The sequence below is a fragment of the Pseudomonas sp. LBUM1679 genome (genome assembly GCF_059695565.1).
Genome location: NZ_CP166774.1, coordinates 1,193,277 through 1,215,822 on the forward strand (window position 1 = coordinate 1,193,277; position 22,546 = coordinate 1,215,822).

Annotated in this window: 20 protein-coding genes and 3 tRNA genes; 7 read left to right on the top strand and 16 right to left on the bottom strand. The window is 60.0% G+C overall.

The window, feature by feature from the left end:
* Positions 1 to 15 precede the first annotated feature (15 nt).
* Positions 16 to 1,134, bottom strand: coding sequence for an LOG family protein (locus tag ACA062_RS05415; RefSeq protein WP_497455521.1), 1,119 nt, complete (start codon positions 1,132 to 1,134; stop codon positions 16 to 18).
* Positions 1,135 to 1,619: 485 nt separating this feature from the next.
* On the opposite strand from ACA062_RS05415, the gene ACA062_RS05420 reads away from it, so the two are divergent.
* Positions 1,620 to 1,820 carry a hypothetical protein gene (locus ACA062_RS05420; protein WP_064676132.1) on the top strand — a complete coding sequence of 67 codons (201 nt, stop codon included), beginning with the start codon at positions 1,620 to 1,622 and terminating at the stop codon, positions 1,818 to 1,820.
* Here ACA062_RS05420 and ACA062_RS05425 read toward each other — a convergent pair whose 3' ends face one another.
* The gene (locus tag ACA062_RS05425) at positions 1,821 to 2,246 is read right to left on the bottom strand and encodes a quorum-sensing-regulated virulence factor family protein (protein ID WP_128872805.1); all 426 of its coding nucleotides are present in this window, start codon (positions 2,244 to 2,246) and stop codon (positions 1,821 to 1,823) included.
* Between the two features lie 188 nt (positions 2,247 to 2,434).
* On the opposite strand from ACA062_RS05425, the gene ACA062_RS05430 reads away from it, so the two are divergent.
* Positions 2,435 to 3,193, top strand: a complete 759-nt coding sequence (locus ACA062_RS05430; RefSeq protein ID WP_497455522.1) for a tRNA-uridine aminocarboxypropyltransferase — start codon at positions 2,435 to 2,437, stop codon at positions 3,191 to 3,193.
* A 78-nt stretch (positions 3,194 to 3,271) separates the two neighbouring features.
* Here the strand turns inward: ACA062_RS05430 and ACA062_RS05435 are convergent, their stop codons facing one another.
* Positions 3,272 to 3,418, bottom strand: a complete 147-nt coding sequence (locus ACA062_RS05435; protein ID WP_497455523.1) for a hypothetical protein — start codon at positions 3,416 to 3,418, stop codon at positions 3,272 to 3,274.
* Here ACA062_RS05435 and erdR point away from each other — a divergent pair.
* Both erdR and ACA062_RS05445 read left to right on the top strand, forming a co-directional pair.
* Entirely contained in the window at positions 3,411 to 4,061 is a 651-nt protein-coding gene (gene erdR, locus ACA062_RS05440) for a response regulator transcription factor ErdR (protein WP_150767044.1), read from the top strand. The two genes, ACA062_RS05435 and erdR, sit on opposite strands and share 8 nt — an antisense overlap.
* Positions 4,062 to 4,135: 74 nt before the next feature.
* Positions 4,136 to 4,498, top strand: a complete 363-nt coding sequence (locus ACA062_RS05445) for a diacylglycerol kinase (RefSeq protein ID WP_008030027.1) — start codon at positions 4,136 to 4,138, stop codon at positions 4,496 to 4,498.
* On the opposite strand, the gene ACA062_RS05450 is transcribed toward ACA062_RS05445, so the two are convergent.
* Positions 4,495 to 5,421: a LysR family transcriptional regulator gene (locus ACA062_RS05450; protein WP_497455524.1), complete on the bottom strand. Its 927-nt coding sequence runs from the start codon at positions 5,419 to 5,421 to the stop codon at positions 4,495 to 4,497. The two genes, ACA062_RS05445 and ACA062_RS05450, sit on opposite strands and share 4 nt — an antisense overlap.
* A gap of 150 nt (positions 5,422 to 5,571) precedes the next feature.
* Here ACA062_RS05450 and fpr point away from each other — a divergent pair, with 150 nt between their 5' ends.
* A complete protein-coding gene (gene fpr / locus ACA062_RS05455) occupies positions 5,572 to 6,351 on the top strand; it encodes a ferredoxin-NADP reductase (protein WP_008054100.1) in 780 nt (259 codons plus the stop codon).
* A gap of 265 nt (positions 6,352 to 6,616) precedes the next feature.
* Here the strand turns inward: fpr and tsaA are convergent, their stop codons facing one another.
* The 5 genes from tsaA to rimO form a co-directional block, all read right to left on the bottom strand.
* Complete coding sequence (gene tsaA, locus ACA062_RS05460; RefSeq protein WP_497455525.1) at positions 6,617 to 7,315, bottom strand: tRNA (N6-threonylcarbamoyladenosine(37)-N6)-methyltransferase TrmO; 699 nt, start codon at positions 7,313 to 7,315, stop codon at positions 6,617 to 6,619.
* 103 nt (positions 7,316 to 7,418) lie between these two features.
* The gene (locus ACA062_RS05465; RefSeq protein WP_497455526.1) at positions 7,419 to 7,886 is read right to left on the bottom strand and encodes a YehS family protein; all 468 of its coding nucleotides are present in this window, start codon (positions 7,884 to 7,886) and stop codon (positions 7,419 to 7,421) included.
* A 74-nt stretch (positions 7,887 to 7,960) separates the two neighbouring features.
* Entirely contained in the window at positions 7,961 to 8,671 is a 711-nt protein-coding gene (locus ACA062_RS05470) for an rRNA pseudouridine synthase (RefSeq protein ID WP_138964508.1), read from the bottom strand.
* 185 nt (positions 8,672 to 8,856) lie between these two features.
* On the bottom strand, positions 8,857 to 9,330 hold the full coding sequence (locus ACA062_RS05475) for an acetyltransferase (protein ID WP_497455527.1): 474 nt from the start codon (positions 9,328 to 9,330) through the stop codon (positions 8,857 to 8,859).
* 114 nt (positions 9,331 to 9,444) lie between these two features.
* Complete coding sequence (rimO, locus tag ACA062_RS05480; protein ID WP_064676142.1) at positions 9,445 to 10,782, bottom strand: 30S ribosomal protein S12 methylthiotransferase RimO; 1,338 nt, start codon at positions 10,780 to 10,782, stop codon at positions 9,445 to 9,447.
* 445 nt (positions 10,783 to 11,227) lie between these two features.
* Here rimO and ACA062_RS05485 point away from each other — a divergent pair, with 445 nt between their 5' ends.
* The gene (locus ACA062_RS05485; protein WP_497455528.1) at positions 11,228 to 13,129 is read left to right on the top strand and encodes a potassium transporter Kup; all 1,902 of its coding nucleotides are present in this window, start codon (positions 11,228 to 11,230) and stop codon (positions 13,127 to 13,129) included.
* A 265-nt stretch (positions 13,130 to 13,394) separates the two neighbouring features.
* On the opposite strand, the gene ACA062_RS05490 is transcribed toward ACA062_RS05485, so the two are convergent.
* The 5 genes from ACA062_RS05490 to ACA062_RS05510 all read right to left on the bottom strand — a co-directional run bounded on the left by ACA062_RS05490 (position 13,395) and on the right by ACA062_RS05510 (position 18,380).
* A complete protein-coding gene (locus ACA062_RS05490) occupies positions 13,395 to 14,690 on the bottom strand; it encodes a virulence factor family protein (RefSeq protein WP_497455529.1) in 1,296 nt (431 codons plus the stop codon).
* Positions 14,690 to 17,332 carry a bifunctional lysylphosphatidylglycerol flippase/synthetase MprF gene (gene mprF, locus ACA062_RS05495; protein WP_497455530.1) on the bottom strand — a complete coding sequence of 881 codons (2,643 nt, stop codon included), beginning with the start codon at positions 17,330 to 17,332 and terminating at the stop codon, positions 14,690 to 14,692. The genes ACA062_RS05490 and mprF overlap by 1 nt, the downstream gene beginning before the upstream one ends.
* A 378-nt stretch (positions 17,333 to 17,710) precedes the next feature.
* Positions 17,711 to 17,787, bottom strand: a tRNA-Met gene (locus ACA062_RS05500).
* Positions 17,788 to 18,006: 219 nt separating this feature from the next.
* Positions 18,007 to 18,083: transfer RNA gene (locus tag ACA062_RS05505), tRNA-Met, on the bottom strand.
* Between the two features lie 220 nt (positions 18,084 to 18,303).
* Positions 18,304 to 18,380, bottom strand: a tRNA-Met gene (locus ACA062_RS05510).
* 299 nt (positions 18,381 to 18,679) lie between these two features.
* Here ACA062_RS05510 and dinB point away from each other — a divergent pair.
* Entirely contained in the window at positions 18,680 to 19,741 is a 1,062-nt protein-coding gene (dinB, locus tag ACA062_RS05515) for a DNA polymerase IV (protein WP_497455531.1), read from the top strand.
* A gap of 114 nt (positions 19,742 to 19,855) precedes the next feature.
* On the opposite strand, the gene ACA062_RS05520 is transcribed toward dinB, so the two are convergent.
* Positions 19,856 to 20,809 carry a hypothetical protein gene (locus ACA062_RS05520; RefSeq protein ID WP_138964518.1) on the bottom strand — a complete coding sequence of 318 codons (954 nt, stop codon included), beginning with the start codon at positions 20,807 to 20,809 and terminating at the stop codon, positions 19,856 to 19,858.
* Positions 20,810 to 20,826: 17 nt separating this feature from the next.
* Positions 20,827 to 22,542, bottom strand: coding sequence for a proline--tRNA ligase (locus ACA062_RS05525; RefSeq protein WP_497455532.1), 1,716 nt, complete (start codon positions 22,540 to 22,542; stop codon positions 20,827 to 20,829).
* Between the last annotated feature and the right edge of the window lie 4 nt (positions 22,543 to 22,546).

The window sequence follows — 22,546 nt, forward strand, 5'->3', positions numbered from 1 at the left end:
GGCCGTTTTTTTGCCTCACGTAACCTTTGACGGTTCCCGCGTGCGTTGTTGCGCCTGGGGTTTTGACTGCGCCCAGTTTTCCGGCAGGTTGATGTAGTCCACCAGTTCCCGCAGGCGTCCATGATCACGGGCATTGAACGTGAAGGCCAGTCGCGCCAGGTGGCTGAACTGCGGTTCGTCGTGTTCCTCGCCGCTGTAGGCATGCTGGTGGAAGTGATCGCTCAGGCATAGGTCGGCGAATGCGCCTTGCATGTGTTCGAGCGCGTCGTCGCTGAGCTTGTGGTTCATGCGGATCACGAACTGATGCTTGAGCCAGCGGCTGGAGTGGAAGTTGCTGTAGAACTGATTGATCTGCTGCACCGCCTCTTCGGCGCTATAGACCAGGCTCAACAGCTTCATGTCGGTGGGCAGGATGTAACGATTCTCCTCCAGCTGCTGGTGAATGAAGTCCAGTGCGCCTTGCCAGAACTTGCCGCCCGGCGCATCCAGCAGCACCACCGGTACCAGCGGGCTCTTGCCGGTCTGAATCAGGGTCAGTACTTCCAACGCTTCATCCAGGGTGCCGAAACCACCGGGGCACAGGACCAGCGCATCGGCTTCCTTGACGAAGAACAGTTTGCGGGTGAAGAAGAAGTGGAAGGGCAGCAGGTTGGTCGTGCCATTGACGGTGGGATTGGCATGCTGCTCGAAGGGCAGGGTGATGTTGAATCCCAGACTATGTTCCAGGCCGGCACCTTCGTGGGCCGCCGCCATGATGCCGCCACCGGCACCGGTGATGACCATCAGGTCCGAGCGCGCCAGCGCCGCGCCGAGCTCTCGGGCCAAGCCATACAGCGGATGTTCTATCGGCGTTCGGGCAGAGCCGAAAACGGTGACTTTGCGTCGTCCCTTGAACTGTTCCAGCACCCGGAAGGCATGTTCCAGTTCGCGCAGGGCTTGCAGGGTGATCTTGGCATTCCAGCGGTTGTGATCTTCCTGGGCCATGCGTAGCACGGTCAGGATCATGTCGCGGTAGATGGGGATGTTCGGGCTGTTGGGTGAAACCAGGTTGAGTTGTTCTTCGACCTTGCTGGTGAGGTCGTGGCCGCTTTCTTCAAAATGACGGCTCAGGAGGTCATTCGGTTGGTAAGGCATTCAGCTTCTCCTTCTGCACAGAACCCTTGGCCCCGACAAGGTAGTCGTCGGCGCCGCGACACCTCGTGTGTCGCTGTCTGCCCAGGCCCGTGCCTGGGCGATCCACCGGACTCGAGTTGCCATCGAGTCATCCATACAGGCTCTGTTTTTTCCCTTGGATGAAAGAAACGTTCGCACAACAGGACGCATGACAGGCAGCCCCTTTTCTGCCCGGAAAATTTCAACGAGAACACTATGAATCTAGACGCTCGCGAGGATTTGCGCTTATTTGATCATTGCGCCGCAATGTCTTTCCTGGCAACCGCTTATTGACGATTTGCAAGGTGATTTCACCGCTCGTCTGAACGCAAAGCTGATTCGCCATCACTCTGATTTACTAACACACAGGTGTGACATGACAACTTTGCGTCAATGGCAGGACGCACGACACAAGCGGTTGAAGGATTTTATCGCTCACGCAGGGCGAGGCGCATGGAGCCGAAGCAATGACGAGAGTCATTCTGGAAATCGAAATCGATACGCAACTGTATCGATTGCTGAAGTCATCGGCCGAGAACCATCATTTGAGTCTCGAGGAGGAGTGTTGCCGGCGTCTTGAGGCTGCCGAGCGACGCTCTTGCTACTTGCAGGCGCTGTTGGCAGAACTGCGCGCCGAGGATGAGCAGCGGCGCGCCAATTCCCAATGATTACTTTTTCTTCGCGGGTGCGGCTTTCGGGCAATCCGATTCCTGGAAGCGCTCGCTCGCGACCGGACGGTTGGTCTTAACCTCGGTGAACTCGTAACGCATGATCGCGCCCTTGGCCATCAGCTTGCGAAAGCCCGGGTTGTTGCAGACGGTGGAGCCGAGCTGGAAATAAACCGCTTTCGGATCGGCGCGCATTTTGTCGGCGTGGCTGCTCTGGACGCTGAGGTGGTTGATCAACTCTTTACCTTCAACGGTATAGCCCTGATCGAGAATGTCTTCGTTGATCGCTCGTGGAGTGCCGACGCTGCTTTGAGCGGCAACGTTTTGCAGCATTTTGCTCAGTTCCATGTCTTTCAAGGAAGCTGCCTGGGCGTTGAAGGACGACGCCAGCAAAATGGCGGCGGTAGGAACGATAAGGCGCAGCATGAAACTCTCCTGGTTCAGTGACTGGTGGTTCGACCAGCCACATGACTGTGCGTTCAGTGGCGGCGAATTATAGGGGAGGTGGCCTGGACGGTACAGGCTTGCGCCGACCGGTCTGATAAACTGCGGGCACTTCCTGTCTTGCAGAGTGTTTTTGTGTCGATTTTCTACCCCTTCCGGTGTTGCCTGCGATGAGCCAGGCAATCAAGCCTTTTGCGTTGAATGCTGTCGCGCGCCTGCGCGACCAGCGCGAAGAGGAGGGCATCAAGCCGATTCAGGCCCGTGGTTGGCGAGCCCCGCGTTGCCGTGCCTGCCGTGTGATCGAGAGCCACTGCCTGTGTGCCTGGCGCCCGCAAGTCGAGACCCGCTCCGGGGTGTGCCTGATCATGACCAATAAGGAAGTGTTCAAGCCCAGTAATACCGGGTGGCTGATCGCCGATGTGGTGCGTGACAACCATGCGTTCATCTGGTCGCGGACCGAAGTCGACCAGCAACTGTTGCAGCTGCTGTCCGATCCGCAATGGCAACCCTATCTGGTCTTCCCGGGCGAGTACGTCGAGCCCGGGCGAGTGACCCATGGTGTCGAGGCCGATAGCAGCCGGCGGCCGTTGTTCATTCTGCTGGATGCAACCTGGACCGAAGCCCGGAAGATTTTCCGCAAAAGCCCCTATTTCGATGCGCTTCCGATCCTGAGCCTGCTGCCGGAAAAACTCTCCCGGTACCGGCTGCGCCGGTCGACCCGCAGCGAGCACCTGTGCACGGCGGAAGTGGCGGCGCTGTGTCTCGATCTGGCGGGCGATATCGAGGCCGCGTCAGCACTGGACGCTTATTTCGATGTGTTCAGTCAGCATTACCTCGATGCGAAACATCAGCTGGAGATGAACGTTGCGACACCGGCACACGCCGAGCTGATGCCCTTCGTGCAGAACGCAGCTGCGGTGAGGTGCTGAGCGTCGTCCATACTGCAAGCGACTGGAGGGGCTCCGTCGCTTGACCACCCCGGCTTCGCTGGGCATGCTTGGCGCCGATCAGGGCGCGGCCAGGTTTGATACGCCGTTTTTCTTTGCACGAATAGCTGCGTGAACAGCTACGTGATTGGCGTTGAACGCGCCCTGTCGATGCAGCTCCGTGGCTGCACCTCGTTTGAAAAACAGGATCATTTGAAAAATGGCCACATACGAAATCCTGATTGCCGATGACCATCCTCTTTTCCGTAGCGCCCTGCATCAAGCGTTGACCCTCGGCCTCGGTCCGGAGGTCCGTCTGGTGGAAGTGGCGAGCATTGCCGAACTTGAAACCCGCCTGGACGAAAAGGCCGATTGGGATCTGGTGCTGCTGGACCTGAATATGCCGGGGGCCTACGGATTTTCCGGGCTGGTGCTGTTGCGTGGTCAGTACCCGCAGATTCCGGTGGTCATGGTCTCCGCCCAGGAAGAGGCATCGATCATGGTGAAGTCCCGTGAATTCGGGGCCAGCGGTTTCATTCCCAAGTCGAGCGACCTGAGCGTCATTCAAAAAGCGGTGCGAGCGGTACTCGATGGCGACGTCTTCTGGCCACCCCAGGCGTTCGAAGCGGTAAGCGTTTCCGCTGAAGCCAAGGCCGCCAGCGCCGGGCTTGCCAGTTTGACACCGCAGCAGTTTCGGGTGTTGACCATGGTCTGCGAAGGTTTGTTGAACAAGCAGATCGCTTACGAGCTGAGCGTCTCGGAAGCGACGATCAAGGCCCACGTCACGGCGATTTTCCGTAAGCTGAATGTGCGGACCCGAACCCAGGCGGCATTGCTTCTGCAACAACTTGAGTCAATTTCGAGCCACTAAAGCGTCACCATTCACGCTTTTTTGACCCGGCTTGGTCTAGCTTTCCCACTTCTTTTCAGTCAGTTGCCTACTCTATGTCACCTTTCAAAGGCCAGACCGGCCTCAAACGTATCCTCAACGCCTCCGGTTATTCGCTGGATGGCCTGCGCGCCGCCTTCACCGGCGAAGCGGCTTTTCGGCAGCTGGTGTTGCTCAACGTCATCCTGATCCCGATTTCGTTCTTTCTGAACGTCAGCCGTGTCGAGCAGGCGCTGCTCATTGCCGTCTGTCTGTTGGCATTGATTGTCGAGTTGCTCAATTCGGCGGTCGAGGCGGCCATTGACCGCATTTCCCTTGAGCTGCACCCGCTGTCGAAGAATGCAAAAGACATGGGCAGCGCCGCGCAGTTGGTGGCGTTGACCATGATCGCACTGGTGTGGGCGGTGATCCTGCTTTAAGCGATGGTGGGCAGCACGATCTCGTCGCTGCGCTGAACCCCTGCGGTGAACGCGCGGCACAGATCGAGGAATTCGCGCATCGCCGAGGTCTGGTATTTCTGTTTGTGCCAGATGAAATAGAACTGCCGCGCCAGGTCCAGATCCGGGGTCTCCACCGGCACCAGGCTGCCGCGGCGGAAGGCATCGCGCAGTGCCAGCCGCGAAATGCAGCCAATTCCCAATCCTGATTCCACCGCGCGCTTGATCGCTTCGGTGTGTTCCAGTTCCAGGCGAATGTTCAGTCCGCTACGGTGGTGACGCATGGCCTGGTCAAACGTCAGTCGTGTGCCCGAGCCTTGTTCCCGCAGGATCCAGGCCTCGTGGCTCAGCTCATCCATGGTCGCCGTGCCACGTTGGGCCAGTGGATGCTGGGGCGCGCAGAACACCACCAGCTCATCCTCGACCCAGCTCTGCACTTCGATGTCCGGATGGCTGCAGTCGCCTTCGATCAGGCCCAGATCAATTTCATAGTGGGCGACCTGCTGCACAATGTTGGCCGTGTTCTGCACATGCAGCTTCACCTGGCTTTCCGGATGACGCTGCATGAAGCTGCCGATCAGCAGGGTGGCCAGGTAATTGCCGATGGTGAGGGTCGCGCCGACCGCCAGGGAACCAAAACCGGACTTGCCGTTGAGCAGGTCTTCGATTTCCTTGGCCTGATCGAGCAGTGCCACTGCTTGCGGCAATAGCTGTTTGCCGAGGGCGTTGAGGGCCAGCCGTTTGCCTGCGCGGTCGAAAAGCTGGCAGCTGCACTGGCGCTCGAGCTCGGTGATCGAGGTGCTCGCTGCCGATTGCGACAGGTTGAGCAGACCCGCCGCGCGGGATACGCTTTCCTGCTGGGCGACGGCGACGAATACTTGAAGTTGACGGAGAGTAAATCGCATATCTATATAACCGATAACCCTTATCTTAATAATCCAGTTAACAGATATTGTGGCTGCCATTAGAATGCGATGCAATTGCGCACAGCAGCTCATTTTTTTTCAGAGCAGGCGCAGAGCGCGCGCAGACCAATCTCCAGGAGTCCCACGTACATGAGCAACATGAACCACGAGCGTGTCCTCAGTGTTCACCACTGGAACGACACTCTGTTCAGCTTCAAGTGCACCCGCGATCCGGGCCTGCGCTTCGAGAACGGTCAGTTCGTGATGATCGGCCTGCAACAGCCCAACGGCCGCCCGCTTATGCGTGCTTACTCGATTGCCAGCCCGAACTGGGAAGAGCATCTGGAGTTCTTCAGCATCAAGGTGCCTGATGGCCCGCTGACTTCCCAGCTGCAGCACCTGAAGGAAGGCGACGAGATCATCATCAGCAAGAAGCCGACCGGCACGCTGGTGCTGGACGATTTGAAGCCTGGCAAACATCTGTACCTGCTCAGCACCGGTACCGGTCTGGCGCCGTTCATGAGCGTCATCCAGGACCCGGAAACCTACGAGCGTTTCGAAAAAGTGATCCTGTGCCACGGCGTGCGTTACGTCAACGAAGTCGCCTACCGCGAATTCATCACCGAGCACCTGCCGCAGAACGAGTTCTTCGGTGACGCCCTGCGTGACAAGTTGATCTACTACCCGACCGTGACCCGCGAGCCGTTCGAGAACGAAGGTCGCCTGACCGACCTGATGCGCAGCGGCAAGCTGTTCAGCGACATCGGTCTGCCACCGATCAACCCGCAGGACGACCGCGCCATGTTGTGTGGAAGCCCGAGCATGCTCGACGAGACCAGTGAGGTGTTGAACAGCTTCGGCCTGAAAGTCTCGCCGCGGATGCGCGAGCCGGGTGACTACCTGATCGAGCGTGCGTTCGTCGAGAAATGACCGCAGGTCATTTGTAGGAGCGAGCTTGCTCGCGATGGACTTGGATGCACCGCGTTTACCCTGTACACACGCGTTATCGTTAACGACTATCGCGAGCAAGCTCGCTCCTACAAAAGCAAAAGCCCGCATGACCTGAGAAGGTCATGCGGGCTTTTTTATGCCCGATGCAATCCCCGTAGGAGCTGCCGCAGGCTGCGATCTTTTGATCTTGATCTTCAATTGCGACCCAAGAGCAAGATCAAAAGATCGCAGCCTGCGGCAGCTCCTACAGGGATACGGGGATAACTTCGAGTACGCGGATCAGGCCTGGCTCGGGGTAATGCCACCGCACATCTACATCCCAGAACTGCGCACCGTATTCCCTTTCCGGGGCAGGTGTCTGATAGGCGGGACGCGGATCCTGCGCCAGGCATTGCTCGATCAGCTCTACCAAGGGCTCACCAAGGCGCTGAGCGTGCCCGTGCGCCTGTTGCAATGCCGAAGCCGTCCACTGCACGGGAATCATCTGCGGCGCAGCGCTGGCGATGCTGTTGGACGCTGTATCGATGATGTCGGCGTAAGGCACGTAAGGTTTGATGTCGAGGATCGGCGTGCCGTCGAGCAGGTCGATGCCGGATATCCACAGGCGACTGGCTTCGACCTTGTCCAGCTTCACCACGGATTGACCGATGCCATTGGGCCGATGGGTCGCACGCGTGGCAAACACCCCCATGGACTTGTTGCCGCCGAGGCGAGGCGGGCGGACTTTCAGCCGTGGCTTTTCTTCCAGTGCCTGATGGAACAGGAACAGCAGCCAGACGTGGCTGACCTGCTCCAGGCCCTGCACCGCGTCACCCTGATCGAACGGTGCCACCAGTTCCAGCACGCCGCGAGCGGCGGGGGCCAGTTGCGGCTGGCGCGGAATGGCGAACTTCTCCTTGAAACAGGAGCGCACGAAGCCGATGGGGGAAACGCTGTAGGTCATGGTTTGGGGTCGAAGGGGAATGAGGGTGGGCATGATAACCCGAGCCACCGCTGGGTCGGTGGCGATGGCGTATTGAAGATCGCCATCGCCAGCAAGCCGGCTCCTACAGGCGCACGCGCAGGGTCAGGCCCTTGAGGAAGTTGCGCAGCAACTGGTCGCCGCACGCACGGTAGTTGGTGTGGCCGAACTTGCGGAACAGCGCGCTCAACTCCGGCTTGGACACCGGGAATTCGGAGGCCTTGAGAATCGCGTGCATGTCGTCTTCCTTCAGTTCGAAGGCCACCCGCAGTTTCTTCAGGATGATGTTGTTGGTCACCGGCGTTTCGATCGGCTGCGGTGGACGGCTTTCGTCCTTGCCGCGCTTGAAGATCACCAGGCCATCGAGGAAATGCGCCATGACGTCGTCCGGGCAGCGTACGAAGCCTTCCTCGTCTTCCTCTTTCTTGTCGAGGTAAGTCAGCAGGTCTTCGAGGCTGACGTCCATGCCGCCGAGCTTGATGATCTCGATGACTTTCTTGTCGCTGATGTCGAGCATGTAGCGCACGCTGCGCAGTACGTCGTTATGAATCATGTGTGCAATCCTGATATTCAGCAGTGGGCGCCGCATAAGCAGCGGCGCCGAAATGTGTGGCGGCGTGAAAAGTCTTAGAACTTCTCTTTGCCGGACAGGTAGCGCCATTGCCCCAACGGCACTTTGCCGATGGACACGCCGCCAATGCGGATGCGGCGGATAGCAACGACCTTCAGGCCAACGGCCTGGCAGAACAGGGCGATCACCCCTGGTTGTGGGTTCTTCATCGCAAAACGCAGGCGGTTTTCGTTCTGCCAGCTGGCTTTGACCGGCGGCAGTTCCTTGCCCTTGTACGTCAGGCCGTGGTTCAGGCGATTGAGGCCGTGAGCCACCATGTCGCCTTCAACCTCGACCACATACTCTTGCTCGATCTTGGCGGAGTCGGCGGTGAGCTTGCGCAGGATCTTCCAGTCCTGGGTGAACACCAGCAAACCGCTGGCGTTGGCTTGCAGGTCGGTACTGGCGGTCAGGCGCAGGAAGTGGCCCTTGAGCGGACGTTTGCTGAAGCGGTGTTCTTCGCTCAGGGTCTCGGCGCTGATGGTCGCCAGGGCCGTGTCCGCATCCATGCCCGCGGGAACGTTGAACAGGATGGTCACCGGCTCGGGCGCAGTGGCTTTAGCTTCCGGATCGAGCTCGACTTTCTGGGTGTCGACCTTGAACTGCGGTTCGTCGATGACTTCACCGTCCACGGTGACCCAGCCGCCCTCGATGAACAGCTCAGCCTCCCGACGGGAACAGCCGACGAGTTCGATGAGGCGTTTGGAGAGTCGAATCGGGTCAGTCATGACAGGGCCGTAACAAAAAAGGGGTGGGCATTGTACCTGCTGGGCGCCGGTTAATCCCGGCTCCATTTGCGCTGTGTGGCTTTTCGTAGGAGCTGGCTTGCCAGCGAAGGCGGCCGATTGATCTGCGCAAGGCTTTCGGGCCCCTTCGCTGGCAAGCCAGCTCCTACAGTTTGTTCTGTATTGTGTCAGCCATTGCGCCTGCGTTGCTGTGCCTGACGCAAGCGCATATGCAAAAGCGGATAGGGCTGGCCCATGCCATCGACTTCCGAGCGGCCGATCACCTCGAACCCCTGCTTGAAGTAGAACCCCAGGGCTTGCGGGTTCTGTTCGTTGACATCCAGTTCGTTGGCATTCAGGTGCTCCAGGGCATACCGCAACAACTGCTTGCCCAGCCCCTGGCCGCGGTGCGCCGGGTCGATGAAGAGCATTTCGATCTTGCCCGCCGCGACCCCGGCAAACCCGGTGATGCGCTGTCGCGAGTCTTTGGTGCAGATCAGCATGACCGCATCCAGGTAGCGGGTCAGCACCAGGTTCTTCAGCAGTTCGATGTAACTGTCGGGCAGAAAGTCATGGGTGGCGCGCACCGAGGCTTCCCACACCTGCGTCAGTTCTTCGTAGTCGCTCTGTTTCGGCGTTTGGACGACCGAATGTTGGCGCATGGCCGAATGCCCCTTTTGGCAGTTGATCGTGCGAGTCCTTTCTCCCACAAAACGATAGACGTAAAAAAGCCCCGCATCTCGTCAAGAGCGCAGGGCTTTTCGTATTTTTTGCGTTTAGATCTGTTCAGCCCACAGATCGTATTCGTCGGCGTCGGTCACTTTGCACCAGACCTTGTCGCCCGGCTTCAGGTTGCTGCCGTTGTCGATGAATACGTTACCGTCGATTTCCGGGGCGTCGAAGAAGCAGCGACCGACCGCGCCTTGCTCGTCGACTTCATCGACCAGCACTTCGATTTCACGGCCGACGCGCATTTGCAGACGCGCCGAGCTGATGGCCTGCTGGTGTGCCATGAAGCGGTCCCAACGGTCTTGCTTGACGTCGTCCGGCACGATGGCCGCGTCCAGCAGGTTGGCCGGTGCGCCTTCGACTGGCGAGTACTGGAAGCAGCCGACACGATCGAGCTGGGCTTCGGTCAGCCAGTTCAGCAGGTACTGGAAGTCTTCTTCGGTTTCGCCAGGGAAGCCGACGATGAAGGTCGACCGGATGATCAGGTCCGGGCAGATTTCGCGCCAGTTCTTGATGCGGGCCAGGGTCTTGTCTTCGAAGGCCGGGCGTTTCATGGCCTTGAGGACTTTCGGGCTGGCGTGCTGGAACGGGATGTCCAGGTACGGCAGGATCTTCCCGGCGGCCATCAGCGGGATCAGCTCGTCGACGTGCGGGTACGGGTAAACGTAGTGCAGACGCACCCAGACGCCGAGGGTGCTCAGGGCTTCGCAGAGTTCGGTCATGCGGGTTTTCACCGGCGCGCCGTTCCAGAACCCGGTGCGGTACTTCACGTCGACGCCGTAGGCGCTGGTGTCTTGCGAGATCACCAACAGCTCCTTGACCCCGGCCTTGACCAGGCGCTGGGCTTCGTCGAGCACGTCACCGACCGGGCGGCTGACCAGTTTGCCGCGCATCGACGGGATGATGCAGAAGCTGCAGCTGTGGTTGCAGCCTTCGGAAATCTTCAGGTAGGCATAGTGGCGCGGAGTCAGCTTGATGCCTTGCGGCGGCACCAGGTCGATCAGCGGGTTGTGATCCTGGCGCGGCGGCACGGCGTCGTGCACGGCGTTGACCACTTGCTCGTACTGCTGCGGACCGGTCACGGCCAGCACGCTCGGGTGCACCTTGCGGATATTGCCTTCTTCGACGCCCATGCAGCCGGTCACGATGACCTTGCCGTTTTCCTTGATGGCTTCGCCGATCACTTCCAAAGACTCAGCCTTGGCCGAATCAATGAAGCCGCAGGTGTTGACCACCACGACGTCAGCGTCTTGATAAGTGGACACGACGTCATAGCCTTCCATGCGCAGCTGGGTAAGGATGCGCTCGGAGTCGACCAGTGCTTTGGGGCAACCCAGGGATACGAAGCCAACCTTTGGATTGGCCGGCGCAGGAGTGGTGGACATGTCTAACCTCGGTATTTGTGACGCCTCCAGCCGAAGACGGCAAGGCGACAGACGGGCGCTAGGCGTCCTGCCTCGTGAATACGCTGTTTTTTGACGAGTGACTGTTGTTGCCAGGCAAGGCGCCGCGCCGAGTCATAGCTTGCTATGGCGAGAAGCGGCAACGCAGCATGGCGACAACAGGCGCCGTCAAAAATCAGCAGTGATTCGCGAGGCAGGACGCTTAGCCTCTGGTCAAAAAGTGCGCAATTCTAGCGATGAGAGGCGCACTTGACCAGCTTTATACGGGGAAATACGACGAGTGCTGCGCTATGCTTCGCGCCGTTACGCTTTACCGATTTTTTACAGTCAACAAAACGTCTGTAACAACAAGTAAAACAGCGCATGCTGCACGGCAAAGCATAGTGCTTCTTTCAATGAAGTCCGGGTCTGGGTGTAGGGGTGGTGGATGGGTCAGGCAAGTAGTCAGGCGGCGGGCGCCGAGCATTCGGCGGCGAAGCCGATCGGCATGCTGGTCGCGGCAGTCGGGGTGGTTTATGGCGATATTGGTACTAGCCCGCTGTACACCCTCAAAGAAGTGTTTTCCGGTGGCTATGGCGTGCCCGTCAATCATGACGGGGTGCTGGGGATTCTGGCGCTTATCTTCTGGTCGCTGATCTGGGTTGTGTCGATCAAGTACATGATGTTCGTACTGCGCGCCGACAACCAGGGCGAAGGCGGGATCATGGCCTTGACCGCCCTCGCTCGGCGGGCTGCGGCCGGGCATCCGAAGTTGCGTGGTTTGCTGGTGGTTTGCGGGCTGATCGGCGCGGCGCTGTTCTATGGCGACAGCATGATCACCCCGGCGATTTCCGTGCTCTCGGCGATTGAAGGCCTGGGACTGGCTTTCGAGGGTATCGACCATTGGGTGGTGCCGCTGTCGTTGATAGTGCTGGTGGCGCTGTTCCTGATTCAGAGTCACGGTACCGCGCGGATCGGCATCCTGTTCGGGCCCATCATGGTCACTTGGTTTGTGGTGCTGGGGGCGCTGGGTGTCTACGGCATCCTGCAGCATCCGGAAGTGTTGAAAGCGATGAATCCGGTCTGGGGCGTGCGCTTCTTCATCGTGCACCCGGGCATGGGCGTGGCGATTCTCGGCGCGGTAGTGCTGGCATTGACCGGTGCCGAAGCGCTGTACGCCGACATGGGCCACTTCGGTCGCAAGCCGATTGCCCGTGCGTGGTTCATTCTGGTGCTACCGGCGCTGGTGCTGAACTACTTCGGTCAGGGTGCGTTGCTGCTCGGTGATCCGGAAGCCGCTCGCAACCCGTTCTATCTGTTGGCACCGAGCTGGGCGCTGATTCCATTGGTAGGCTTGTCGACCATGGCCACGGTGATTGCCTCCCAAGCGGTCATTTCCGGTGCGTTCTCCCTGACCCGTCAGGCGATCCAGCTCGGTTACATTCCGCGCATGCACATTCGGCACACCTCCAGCGCCGAACAAGGCCAGATCTACATCGGCGCGGTGAACTGGGCGCTGATGGTCGGTGTGATCCTGCTGGTGCTGGGTTTCGAATCCTCGGGCGCTCTGGCCTCGGCCTACGGTGTGGCGGTGACGGGCACGATGCTGATGACCACCATCCTGGTGTCGGCGGTGATATTGCTGCTGTGGAAATGGCCTCCGGTCCTCGCTGTTCCGCTGTTGCTCGGTTTCCTGTTGGTGGACGGTCTGTACTTCGCTGCCAACGTGCCGAAAATCGTTCAGGGCGGGGCGTTCCCGGTGATCGCCGGTATTGTGCTGTTCGTGCTGATGACCACCTGGAAGCGCGGCAAGCAACTGCTGGTCGACCGTATCGACGAGGGCGGATTGCCGCTGCCGATCTTCATCAGCAGCATCTCCGTCCAACCACCGCATCGCGTCCAGGGCACCGCGGTGTTCCTCACCGCGCGTCCGGATGCCGTGCCCCACGCGCTGCTGCACAACCTGTTGCATAACCAGGTATTGCACGAGCAAGTGGTGCTGCTGACGGTGGTCTACGAAGACATTCCGCGGGTGCCGCCGACGCGGCGTTTCGAGGTCGAATCCCACGGCGAAGGCTTCTTCCGGGTGATCCTGCACTTTGGTTTCGTCGATGAGCCTGACGTGCCGCTAGCGCTGAAACTGTGCCATCTCGATGACCTGGACTTCAGCCCGATGCGCACCACCTACTTCCTCAGCCGCGAGACGGTCATCGCCTCCAAGCTCGAAGGCATGGCCCGCTGGCGCGAGGCGCTGTTCGCTTTCATGTTGCAGAATGCCAACGGTAATTTGCGGTTCTTCAATCTGCCGTTGAACCGGGTGATTGAGTTGGGTACTCAGGTGGAGATGTAAGCCCCATCAAAAAGCCCCCGTTGCCATGAAGGCAGCGGGGGCTTTTTTGTGGGCGAACGCAATCCTTAAAGGTAGATGACATCCCCTGTGGGAGCGAGCTTGCTCGCGATAGCGGTCTGTCAGTCGACATCAATGTTGGATGCTAGTCCGCCATCACGAGCAAGCTCGCTCCCACAGGTGACAACGGTGTCAGGTTGATCGAGTACCTATGAAAAAGCCCCTGCGACCGTATGGCTGCGGGGGCTTTTAGTGGACGTTACTCAGCTCACTCTTGAGCTGCCGTCTCTTTGGCCTGACGCTTCTCGATCACATCCACCAGCCGCTGGGCCAAGGCCGGGTAGTTCTCGTCAAAGTGATGCCCGCCAGGCAGCTTCATCGCTTCGCCAACGGCCGTCTTGTCGGTACAGCCGCTCTCATCGACTTCTTCTTCACCATAGATGCACACCACTTTCTCCGGCGGCAGCCTGGCCATTTCCGGGCCGGTGGCGGCTTCTTTGCCGGCGTTGCCGAGCCAGCCTTCGACTTCGATTTCGAAGCTGCCGGTGCGGGCGAAGGCCAGCAGGATAATGGCGTCGACCCGTTGTTGCTCCGCGGGCTCCAGGCGGTTGTAGATTGCCGGGAGGACGTCGGCGCCGAACGAGTAACCGGTGAGGATGAAGCGTTTGGTGCCCCATTTCTGCCGGTAATGCTGCATCAGTTCGGCCAGGTCCAGCGCACTTTGCTCAGGGCTCTTGTGCTGCCAGTAGTAGCGCAGGGTATCGATGCCGACCACCGGATAGCCGATCTTGGCCATCTCGCCCGCCACGTCGCGGTCCAGGTCGCGCCAGCCGCCATCACCGGAAAGGAACAGGGTGACCGTGTCCCGGGCCTGGCCGGCCGGCACTTCGACCACCGGGATCTGCAGGCCGCCAGCGGCTTTGTCGCCACCGACCAGGAGCTTGCGCAGTTCGTTGTTCAGCACTTGCGGCAGGTTGATGTCGTAGTCGCTGATGCTGGTTTCGGCGTTCGGTTGGTCGCGCACGAAGCCGGCGCTGGTGTCGTCCGGGTTGTCGTTCCAGGCCACCAGCCAGTGACCGTGGGCAGCGCTTTTGGGCAGCAGGTGGGTGCAGCCGGGTTTTTCCAGGGCCAGGTCCACCGAAACGGCCTGGGCCTTGTCGTTCTTCTGTTCTGACAGCCAGCGCCAGGCCAGCACGGCGCCCGGGCCGATGCCGCTGACCAGGGTCGCCGGGCCTTTGAGTTCTCTCAGGCCGGATTGCAGGGCACGACTTTGCAGCAGGCAATCTTTGGGCAGGATCACCTGAACGATCTGGGCCGAGCCGCTGCGGCTGAGGGTCAGCAGTTGTTTGTCGCTGAGCTTCTGCTCTGCGTTGACCGCCACCAGCACCTGGGCGCGCGGTGTGTTGCCGGGGATGACTCGAGTCATCGCTGCGCCATCGGCGGGCGTCAGCCGTTCGAGGGTCGGTTCGGGTGCCGGACGTTTGAGGTACCAGTAACCGCCACCGAGGATCAGGGCCAGCAAGACCAGTGTGCTCAGTACGTACCGCAGGGAGCGTTGAATCATCAGCGTTTCACCAATCCAGTCAAGCCGCCCGCGATCAGGGCGGCAGTGTCGGCCAGGGCTACCAGCGGATCGAGTCCGGCGGGCACGGCCATATAACGGGGTTCCCAGTCAGGCTGGAACTTGTCTTTGAAGCGGCGCAAGCCTTGGAAGTTGTAGAGCTGCTCGCCACGGCGGAACACCATCGAGCCCAGGCGCTGGGTCAGCGGAGCGCCACGCCGGGGTTGCAACCCCGACAGCGGGACCATGCCCAGGCTGAAGCGCGCGTAGCCATGATTTTTATAATGTTGGATCAGGCCGACCATCATGAACTCCATGGTCAGCTTGGGGGCCTCCGGGTGCGCGCGCATCAGGTCGAGGCTGGCCAGGTCATGGCCGAAGGTCTCGAGCAGGTTGGCGAACGCCACCGGGCGACCTTCGAAGCGAATCACTGCGATGCGGAAATGCTTGAGGTAGTCATCGCTGAAGCGCCCGAGGGAGAAGCCTTTCTCGCGCACGTTCTTGCCGGTCAGCCAGGCATCGGAGATCACCTTGAGCTCATCCATCGGCGCGTGCCCCGGCTCATGGATCTCCAGCGACAGGCCGTCGCGGGTGCCACGGTTCCAGGTGTAGCGCAGGTCCTTCATCTCTTTGCCCTTGGCCTCGAGGTCGAAGCGCTGCAGATCGACCCGGGCTTCTTCGCCGAGCTTGATCGCCGTCAGGCCGATGTCCATGTAGTACGGCAGGTTCTCGGCGCGCACCTGATAGAACACCGGGCGGGCGTGGTGAAGGTCGCACAGGTCACGGAACTGCCAGATCATCTCGGCCCGTTGCTGGGCCGGGCCGATCGGGTCATACAAGGCCACCAGGCTGCGACCACGGCGTGCGTACATCAGGAACGCCTGCTCGTCAGGGTGGAACAGCAGCGCCTTGTCACCGGTCAGGGCCAGGCCGCCATCCGGTTGGGCGGAAGCCATGAGGATCTTTGTCGCGCGGTCCAGCTCATCGGACGTGGGCAGATGGATCACCGGGCGCGCGGTGCGCAGCAGCCAGGTCAGGGACACCACCAGCAACAGGACGGCGGCACCCAGCAGCGAGCGCAAGCCACGGGGGGCATCGGCGTCGAGGGTGAACTGCCACCAGAGTTGATGGCTGTAGGGAACGTCCTGATAGGCGAACAGCAGCAGCCAGATCGATGCGCCAAGGACGCACAGGCTGGACACCAGATACAGCGGCGAAAAGGGCAGTTCGGTCAGGCGGCTGGGGCGATAGAACGAGCGCCGGAAAACCCCCAGCAGGCTCGCGGTCAGGGTCATCAGGCAGGCTTCTTCCCAGTCGAAACCCTTGAGCAGCGAGAGCAGGGCGCCCACCAGCAACAGAATGGTGGTCAGCATCCACGCGGCCGACAGGCGCCGGCGCAGACCTTGGGCCAGCAGCAGGCACAGCACGCCGACCAGGCTGGCGCCGAAGTGCGAGGCGTCGACCAGTCGATGCGGGATCAGAAAACCGATGTGTTCCAGGCGCGTATCGATTTCCGGGGTCACGCCGGAGAACAGCAGCACCACGCCGGATAGAAACACCAGCACCGCCAGAATCGGTGCGGCCAGGCCGGACGCGGCACGCAGTGTCTGGCGGGTCTGAAACAGACGCTGGCCTTCGTTGATCAGCAGCAGCAGACAGGCCACCAGCAATGGCAGCACCACATAGATCAGGCGATAGAGCAGCAGCGCGGCAGCCAGTGGCGCGGCACCGAGCTTGTCGGCGAAGGCGGCCAGCAGGATGGCCTCGAACACCCCGACACCGCCGGGCACGTGGCTGAGCACCCCGGCCGCCAGGGCCAGCAGGTACACCAGCAAGAAGACGCCAAAGGGCGGTGCTTCGGGCAGCAACAGATACAGCACGGTCGCGGCGGCGGCCACGTCCAGGGCAGTGATGACCAATTGCAGGACAGTCAGGCGACGCCCTGGAAGACGCAAGGTGCGGCGACCGACCTTGACCAGCAGATTATCCGGGTAAGGCTGTTCCGGCAGTCGACGGCGGTAGATGCCGATCGCCAGCACTGTAAAAAGCAGCAGTACGGCGACGGCGATCGCCCCCAGCAATGTCTCGGACAGACCCAGGGCGACGGAAGCGGCAGGCAGGTCGCTGAGTGTGGCGAGCGCCGCGAGCGGAGGCAGGGCACAACCGAGCGAGAGGCTGGCAAATAGCGTCATGCGGGCGACTTCCGAAGCCCCCAGGCCATGACGCGCATATAGACGGTAGCGAACCGAGCCTCCCGAGAGCATCGAAAGGCCGATGGCATTGCCAATGGCGAAGGCGGTGAACCCGCCCAGGGCGAGGATGCGCGGCGCCAGTGTCACGCCGGCATACCGGCTGGCCGACCATTCGTAGCCGAGCAAAATGATGAAGCCGACCACGGTCGCAGCCAGTGCGCCGAGCAGCGCCGGTTGCGGTACTTCGAGAATCGAGTCGTGCAGCGCGTACAGATCGAGTTCGCTCAGCAGGTGGCGACAGGCAATCAGCGCGATAGCGAACAACAGCAGAGTGACGGCCAGGCCCAGGGGTTGGCGGTATTTGCTGACCAGCTCCAGCAAGCGCAGACGCTCGGCCTTGATCGGTTGTGTCGCTGTGACGGTGTCTTGTGGATCAGACGGGTTGGCGCGCATCAATCACCTCTTGGATTGTGCGCGACAGGATGGGGGTATCCAGCCAAGTTACCAATCCCTGTAGAAAAAAATAATTACAAATATTAATGCCTCTCACCGGGATCCGGCGACGGCACATCGTCAGTCATAGAGGGTTTTTGAAAATTGTAGGAGCGAGCTTGCTCCGGGCGGCGTTCCGACGATGGACTCAAGAGCGCCGAGTTTAACCAGTAAACACGCGTTATCGTTTACGACCATCGTCGGAACGCCGCCCGGAGCAAGCTCGCTCCTACAGAGGGACGCATTCGCTTAACTGAAGGATGACAGGTCATTGTTGCGAAAGGGCTTTTTCAGCAGATACAAAAAAGGCCACTCTTTCGAGTAGCCTTTTTTGATGTTTGGTTGCGGGAGCCGGATTTGAACCGACGACCTTCGGGTTATGAGCCCGACGAGCTACCAGACTGCTCCATCCCGCGTCTGTGTGGCGGCATTCTACAGGCGAACGGCGGAGTGTCAACCGTTAATCCTGAACCTGGTCAAATAAGTGCAAATGAATGGCACATCGCGGCAGGGGAGACCTAAGTTCAGGAATCAGAACGATTTCTCTTTCCGCGCTACCGATGGGTAAGCGCTGCACTCGTACAAAACAGGCGCGCACAAAAAAGGCCACTCTTTCGAGTAGCCTTTTTGATGTTTGGTTGCGGGAGCCGGATTTGAACCGACGACCTTCGGGTTATGAGCCCGACGAGCTACCAGACTGCTCCATCCCGCGTCTGTGTGGCGGCACTCTACAGGCGCACGGCGCAGAGTCAACCTTTAATCCTGAAACGGGTCGAATAAGTACAAATGAACGGCAAATCGCTGCAGGGGAGACCTAAGTTCAGGAATCAGAACGATTTCTCTTTCTGGGCTAGCGATGGGTAAGCGCTGCACCCGTACAAAACAGACACGCACAAAAAAGGCCACTCTTTCGAGTAGCCTTTCTTGATGTTTGGTTGCGGGAGCCGGATTTGAACCGACGACCTTCGGGTTATGAGCCCGACGAGCTACCAGACTGCTCCATCCCGCGTCTGTGTGTCGGATTCTACAGAGGATGGCGCGGGTGTCAAGCCTAATCCTGAAAAAACCTGTTCCCGTTCAATCGCTTAGCTCTCCAAGGCGGTGGGGCTGCGGGGCTGTGAGGCAGGTATGGCAAGGCCTCCGGCTCTATTGGGTGGAGTTGTTCAATTGAGTAATTAAATTCATCCGGTACTTTTCCTACGTATGAAAAAGAACATTCTGAGTACTGGTGCTATATACAGGTGTCAGTGAGATACTGCCTATCCGACACGGCCTGACTGCATTTCCAGCCATGAATACCGCTTTTATATGACCCAGCGAAAAATCATTCACGTCGATTGTGACTGTTTCTACGCCGCCATCGAGATGCGTGACGACCCGCGCCTGGCCGGTAAACCGCTGGCGGTAGGTGGGTCGGCGGATCGGCGGGGAGTGATCGCCACCTGTAATTATGAAGCGCGGGCGTATGGCGTGCGTTCGGCCATGTCGTCGGGGCATGCCTTGAAGCTGTGCCCGGACCTGACCATCGTCAAGCCGCGCATGGACGCCTATAGAGAAGCGTCTAAGGAAATTCACACGATCTTTCGCGATTACACCGACTTGATCGAGCCGCTTTCCCTCGATGAGGCGTACCTGGATGTGTCGGAGAGTGCGCATTTCGGTGGCAGCGCCACACGCATTGCCCAGGACATCCGGCGACGGGTGTCCAATCAGTTGCACATCACCGTTTCGGCTGGCGTGGCGCCGAACAAGTTTCTCGCCAAGATCGCCAGCGACTGGAAGAAGCCTAACGGCTTGTTCGTCATCACACCGGATCAGGTGGAAGACTTTGTCAGCGGTCTACCGGTCAGCAAGTTGCACGGGGTGGGCAAGGTCACTGCCGACAAGCTGGGCCGGCTCGGTATTGTCGACTGCTCGCATTTGCGCGAATGGGACAAGTTGGCACTGGTGCGCGAATTCGGCAGCTTTGGTGAGCGGCTCTGGAGCCTGGCCCGTGGGATCGATGACCGCCTGGTGCACAACGACAGTCGTCGCCAGTCGATCAGTGTGGAAAACACCTACGACGTGGATTTGCCGGATCTGGTGAGCTGCCTGGATAAATTGCCCGAGCTGCTGGAAACCCTGGCCGGACGCATGGCGCGAATCGACAGCAGTTATCGGCCGGGCAAGCCGTTCGTCAAAGTGAAATTCCATGACTTTACCCAGACCACGCTGGAGCAGGCCGGGGCAGGGCGGGATCTGGGGAGTTATCAGCTGTTGCTGACCCAGGCGTTCAATCGCGGCGGGAAGCCGGTGCGGTTGTTGGGGATTGGGGTGAGGCTGGAGGATTTGCGCGGTGGATTTGAGCAGATGGAGTTGTTTGAGCGGTAGTCGTCTGGTTCGAATTCAGCAGTGATTATCAGACAGCCATCGCGGGCAAGCCCGCTCCCACAAGGACGATGCAGTACCTGTGGGAGCGGGCTTGCCCGCGATGCTTTTCAGGCCTTAATTCGGTCCTGGATCCGCCACCAATCGCCCGGCATCCCGGGTCAATGACTTGAGGAATTCGGTCTGCAGCTCGGGATCGTTGCGGGTCAGTTCGATCAGGCTTTGCTCCAGCTCCGTGGCTTCTTCTTCCAGACCCAGTTCCGACAGGCGCTTGACCCGGTGTACCCACTGGCTCACTTCGTCGTCTTCGAGGTCATCGTAAATCAGCCCGTGCGCTTCGAGCAGTTTGCCGCGCAATCCACTGCTGACCGCCAGGGACGAGTCGGAGTGCACGTCGTCCTGGGCGTCTGCGACAGTGATCAGCAGTCGGCTCAGATGATTGATGTCATGTTCGGCGAACGGGCTGTCGAGCAGGTTCACACGCAAAATGCCGTTTTTGTCGGTATTGAGCTGGAAGGTTTCCTTGCCAGCCTTGACCTCGACCGGACGCTCGCTCCACGGCAGGCTCGAGTACTCGGTGCGCTTGTCCAGCTGAACTTCGTCGATGCCGGCCAGGTTCTGCTGCGCACGACCATTGGACTGCGCGTTCATGAACGGGTTGAGCCCGGCGAAACCGTAGCTGAACCAGTCCCGGGTCACACTGTCCGGAAGGTTGCCGAGGGCGAACACGTTGAGCACATTGGCACCGACACCGCCCACCACCGCCACCGCGCCCAGCGGAATCTCATAGATCTCCCGCCAGGGTTGGTACGGCGTGTAGCGATCATAGTGGCGCGTGACTTCGAATTCGGTGACTTCGAAAGTCTTCTGCTCGTGGATTTTCACCCGCCGTTGCGGTAGCTCAAGCACCTTGGGCTCGCCGACATCGATCTGCAGGCTGTGGTCGAGCAATTTGCGCTCGACACGTTCCTCGTGCTCGCTGCGTTGCGACATGTGATTGGCACAGCCGCTGACCAGCAGGGTGCCGCACAAGGCGGCACCACCGAGGCCTAAGGTGTTTCGCTTGAACATGACTTCTCTATCTGGTGTCAGCGGCGGATACGGGCCTGGAGGAAAGACAGCACGTCAGCGACCGGTAGCGCTTGCGCCTCGGGCTCGGTGCGGCTCTTGTATTCCAGATTGCCATCAGCGAGGCCGCGGTCACTGACCACGATCCGGTGCGGAATGCCGATCAGCTCCATGTCCGCGAACTTGATGCCCGGGCTGGTTTTCTTGTCGCGATCGTCCAGCAGCACTTCGAAGCCGGCTGCAGTCAGGTCTGCATACAGCTTGTCGGTTGCCTCGCGAACCTGTTCGGTTTCGTAGCGCAGCGGTACCAGGGCAACCTGGAAGGGGGCCAGGGTGTCGCTCCAGATAATGCCGTTTGCGTCGTTGTTCTGTTCGATGGCCGCAGCCACCACGCGGGACACGCCAATGCCATAGCAGCCCATTTCCAGGGTCACCGGCTTGCCGTTCTCGCCCAGCACTTCGCACTTCATCGCTTTGCTGTATTTGTTGCCCAGCTGGAAAATGTGCCCGACTTCGATGCCACGCTTGATTTCCAGGGTGCCCTTGCCATCCGCGCTTGGGTCGCCGGCCACGACGTTACGCAGGTCGGCCACGGACGGTACCGGCAGATCACGCTCCCAGTTCACGCCGAAGTAGTGCTTGTCGTCGATGTTGGCGCCGATGCCGAAGTCGCTCATCAGCTCGACGGAACGGTCGATGATGATCGGCAGCGGCAGGTTCAGCGGGCCGAGGGAGCCGGCACCGGCGCCAATGGCGTCGCGCAGTTCGGCTTCGGATGCCATCACCAGCGGGCTGGCAACGCCTGGCTGGTTGGCGGCCTTGATTTCGTTCAGCTCGTGGTCGCCACGGATGATCAGGGCAATCAGCTTGCCTGGCTCTTCTGCGTGAACCACCAGGGTCTTGATGGTCTTCTCGATCGGCAGGTTGAAGCCTTCGACCAGTTGCGCGATGGTCTTGGCGTTCGGCGTGTCGACCAGGCGCAGCTCTTGCGTCGGTGCTGCACGGGACGTTTCCCGCGGCACGGCTTCGGCTTTCTCGATGTTGGCCGCGTAGTCGGAACCGTTGCTGAAGACGATATCGTCTTCGCCGGATTCGGCCAGCACGTGGAACTCGTGGGAGCCGGCGCCGCCGATGGAGCCGTTGTCGGCTTCAACCGCACGGAACTTCAGGCCCAGGCGGGTGAACACATTGCAGTACGCCTGATACATGCGGTCGTAAGTGACCTGCAGCGAAGGCTGGTCGGCATGGAAGGAGTAGGCGTCCTTCATGATGAATTCGCGGCCGCGCATCAAGCCGAAGCGTGGGCGGATTTCGTCACGGAATTTGGTCTGGATCTGATACAGGTTGATCGGCAGCTGTTTGTAGCTGCTCAACTCGTTGCGCATCAGGTCGGTGATCACTTCTTCGTGGGTCGGGCCGGCGCAGAAGTCGCGGCCGTGGCGATCCTTGAAGCGCAGCAATTCCGGGCCATATTCTTCCCAGCGACCGGATTCCTGCCACAGCTCGGCCGGTTGCGTGCTCGGCATCAACACTTCAAGAGAACCCGCGGCGTTCATTTCTTCACGAACGATGGCTTCGACCTTGCGCATCACTCGCAAGCCCATCGGCAGCCAGGTGTACAGGCCCGAGGCGAGTTTGCGGATCATGCCGGCGCGCAGCATCAGCTGATGGCTGATTACGACCGCATCGGAAGGCGTTTCTTTCTGTGTGGCGAGCAAAAATTGACTGGTGCGCATGGTT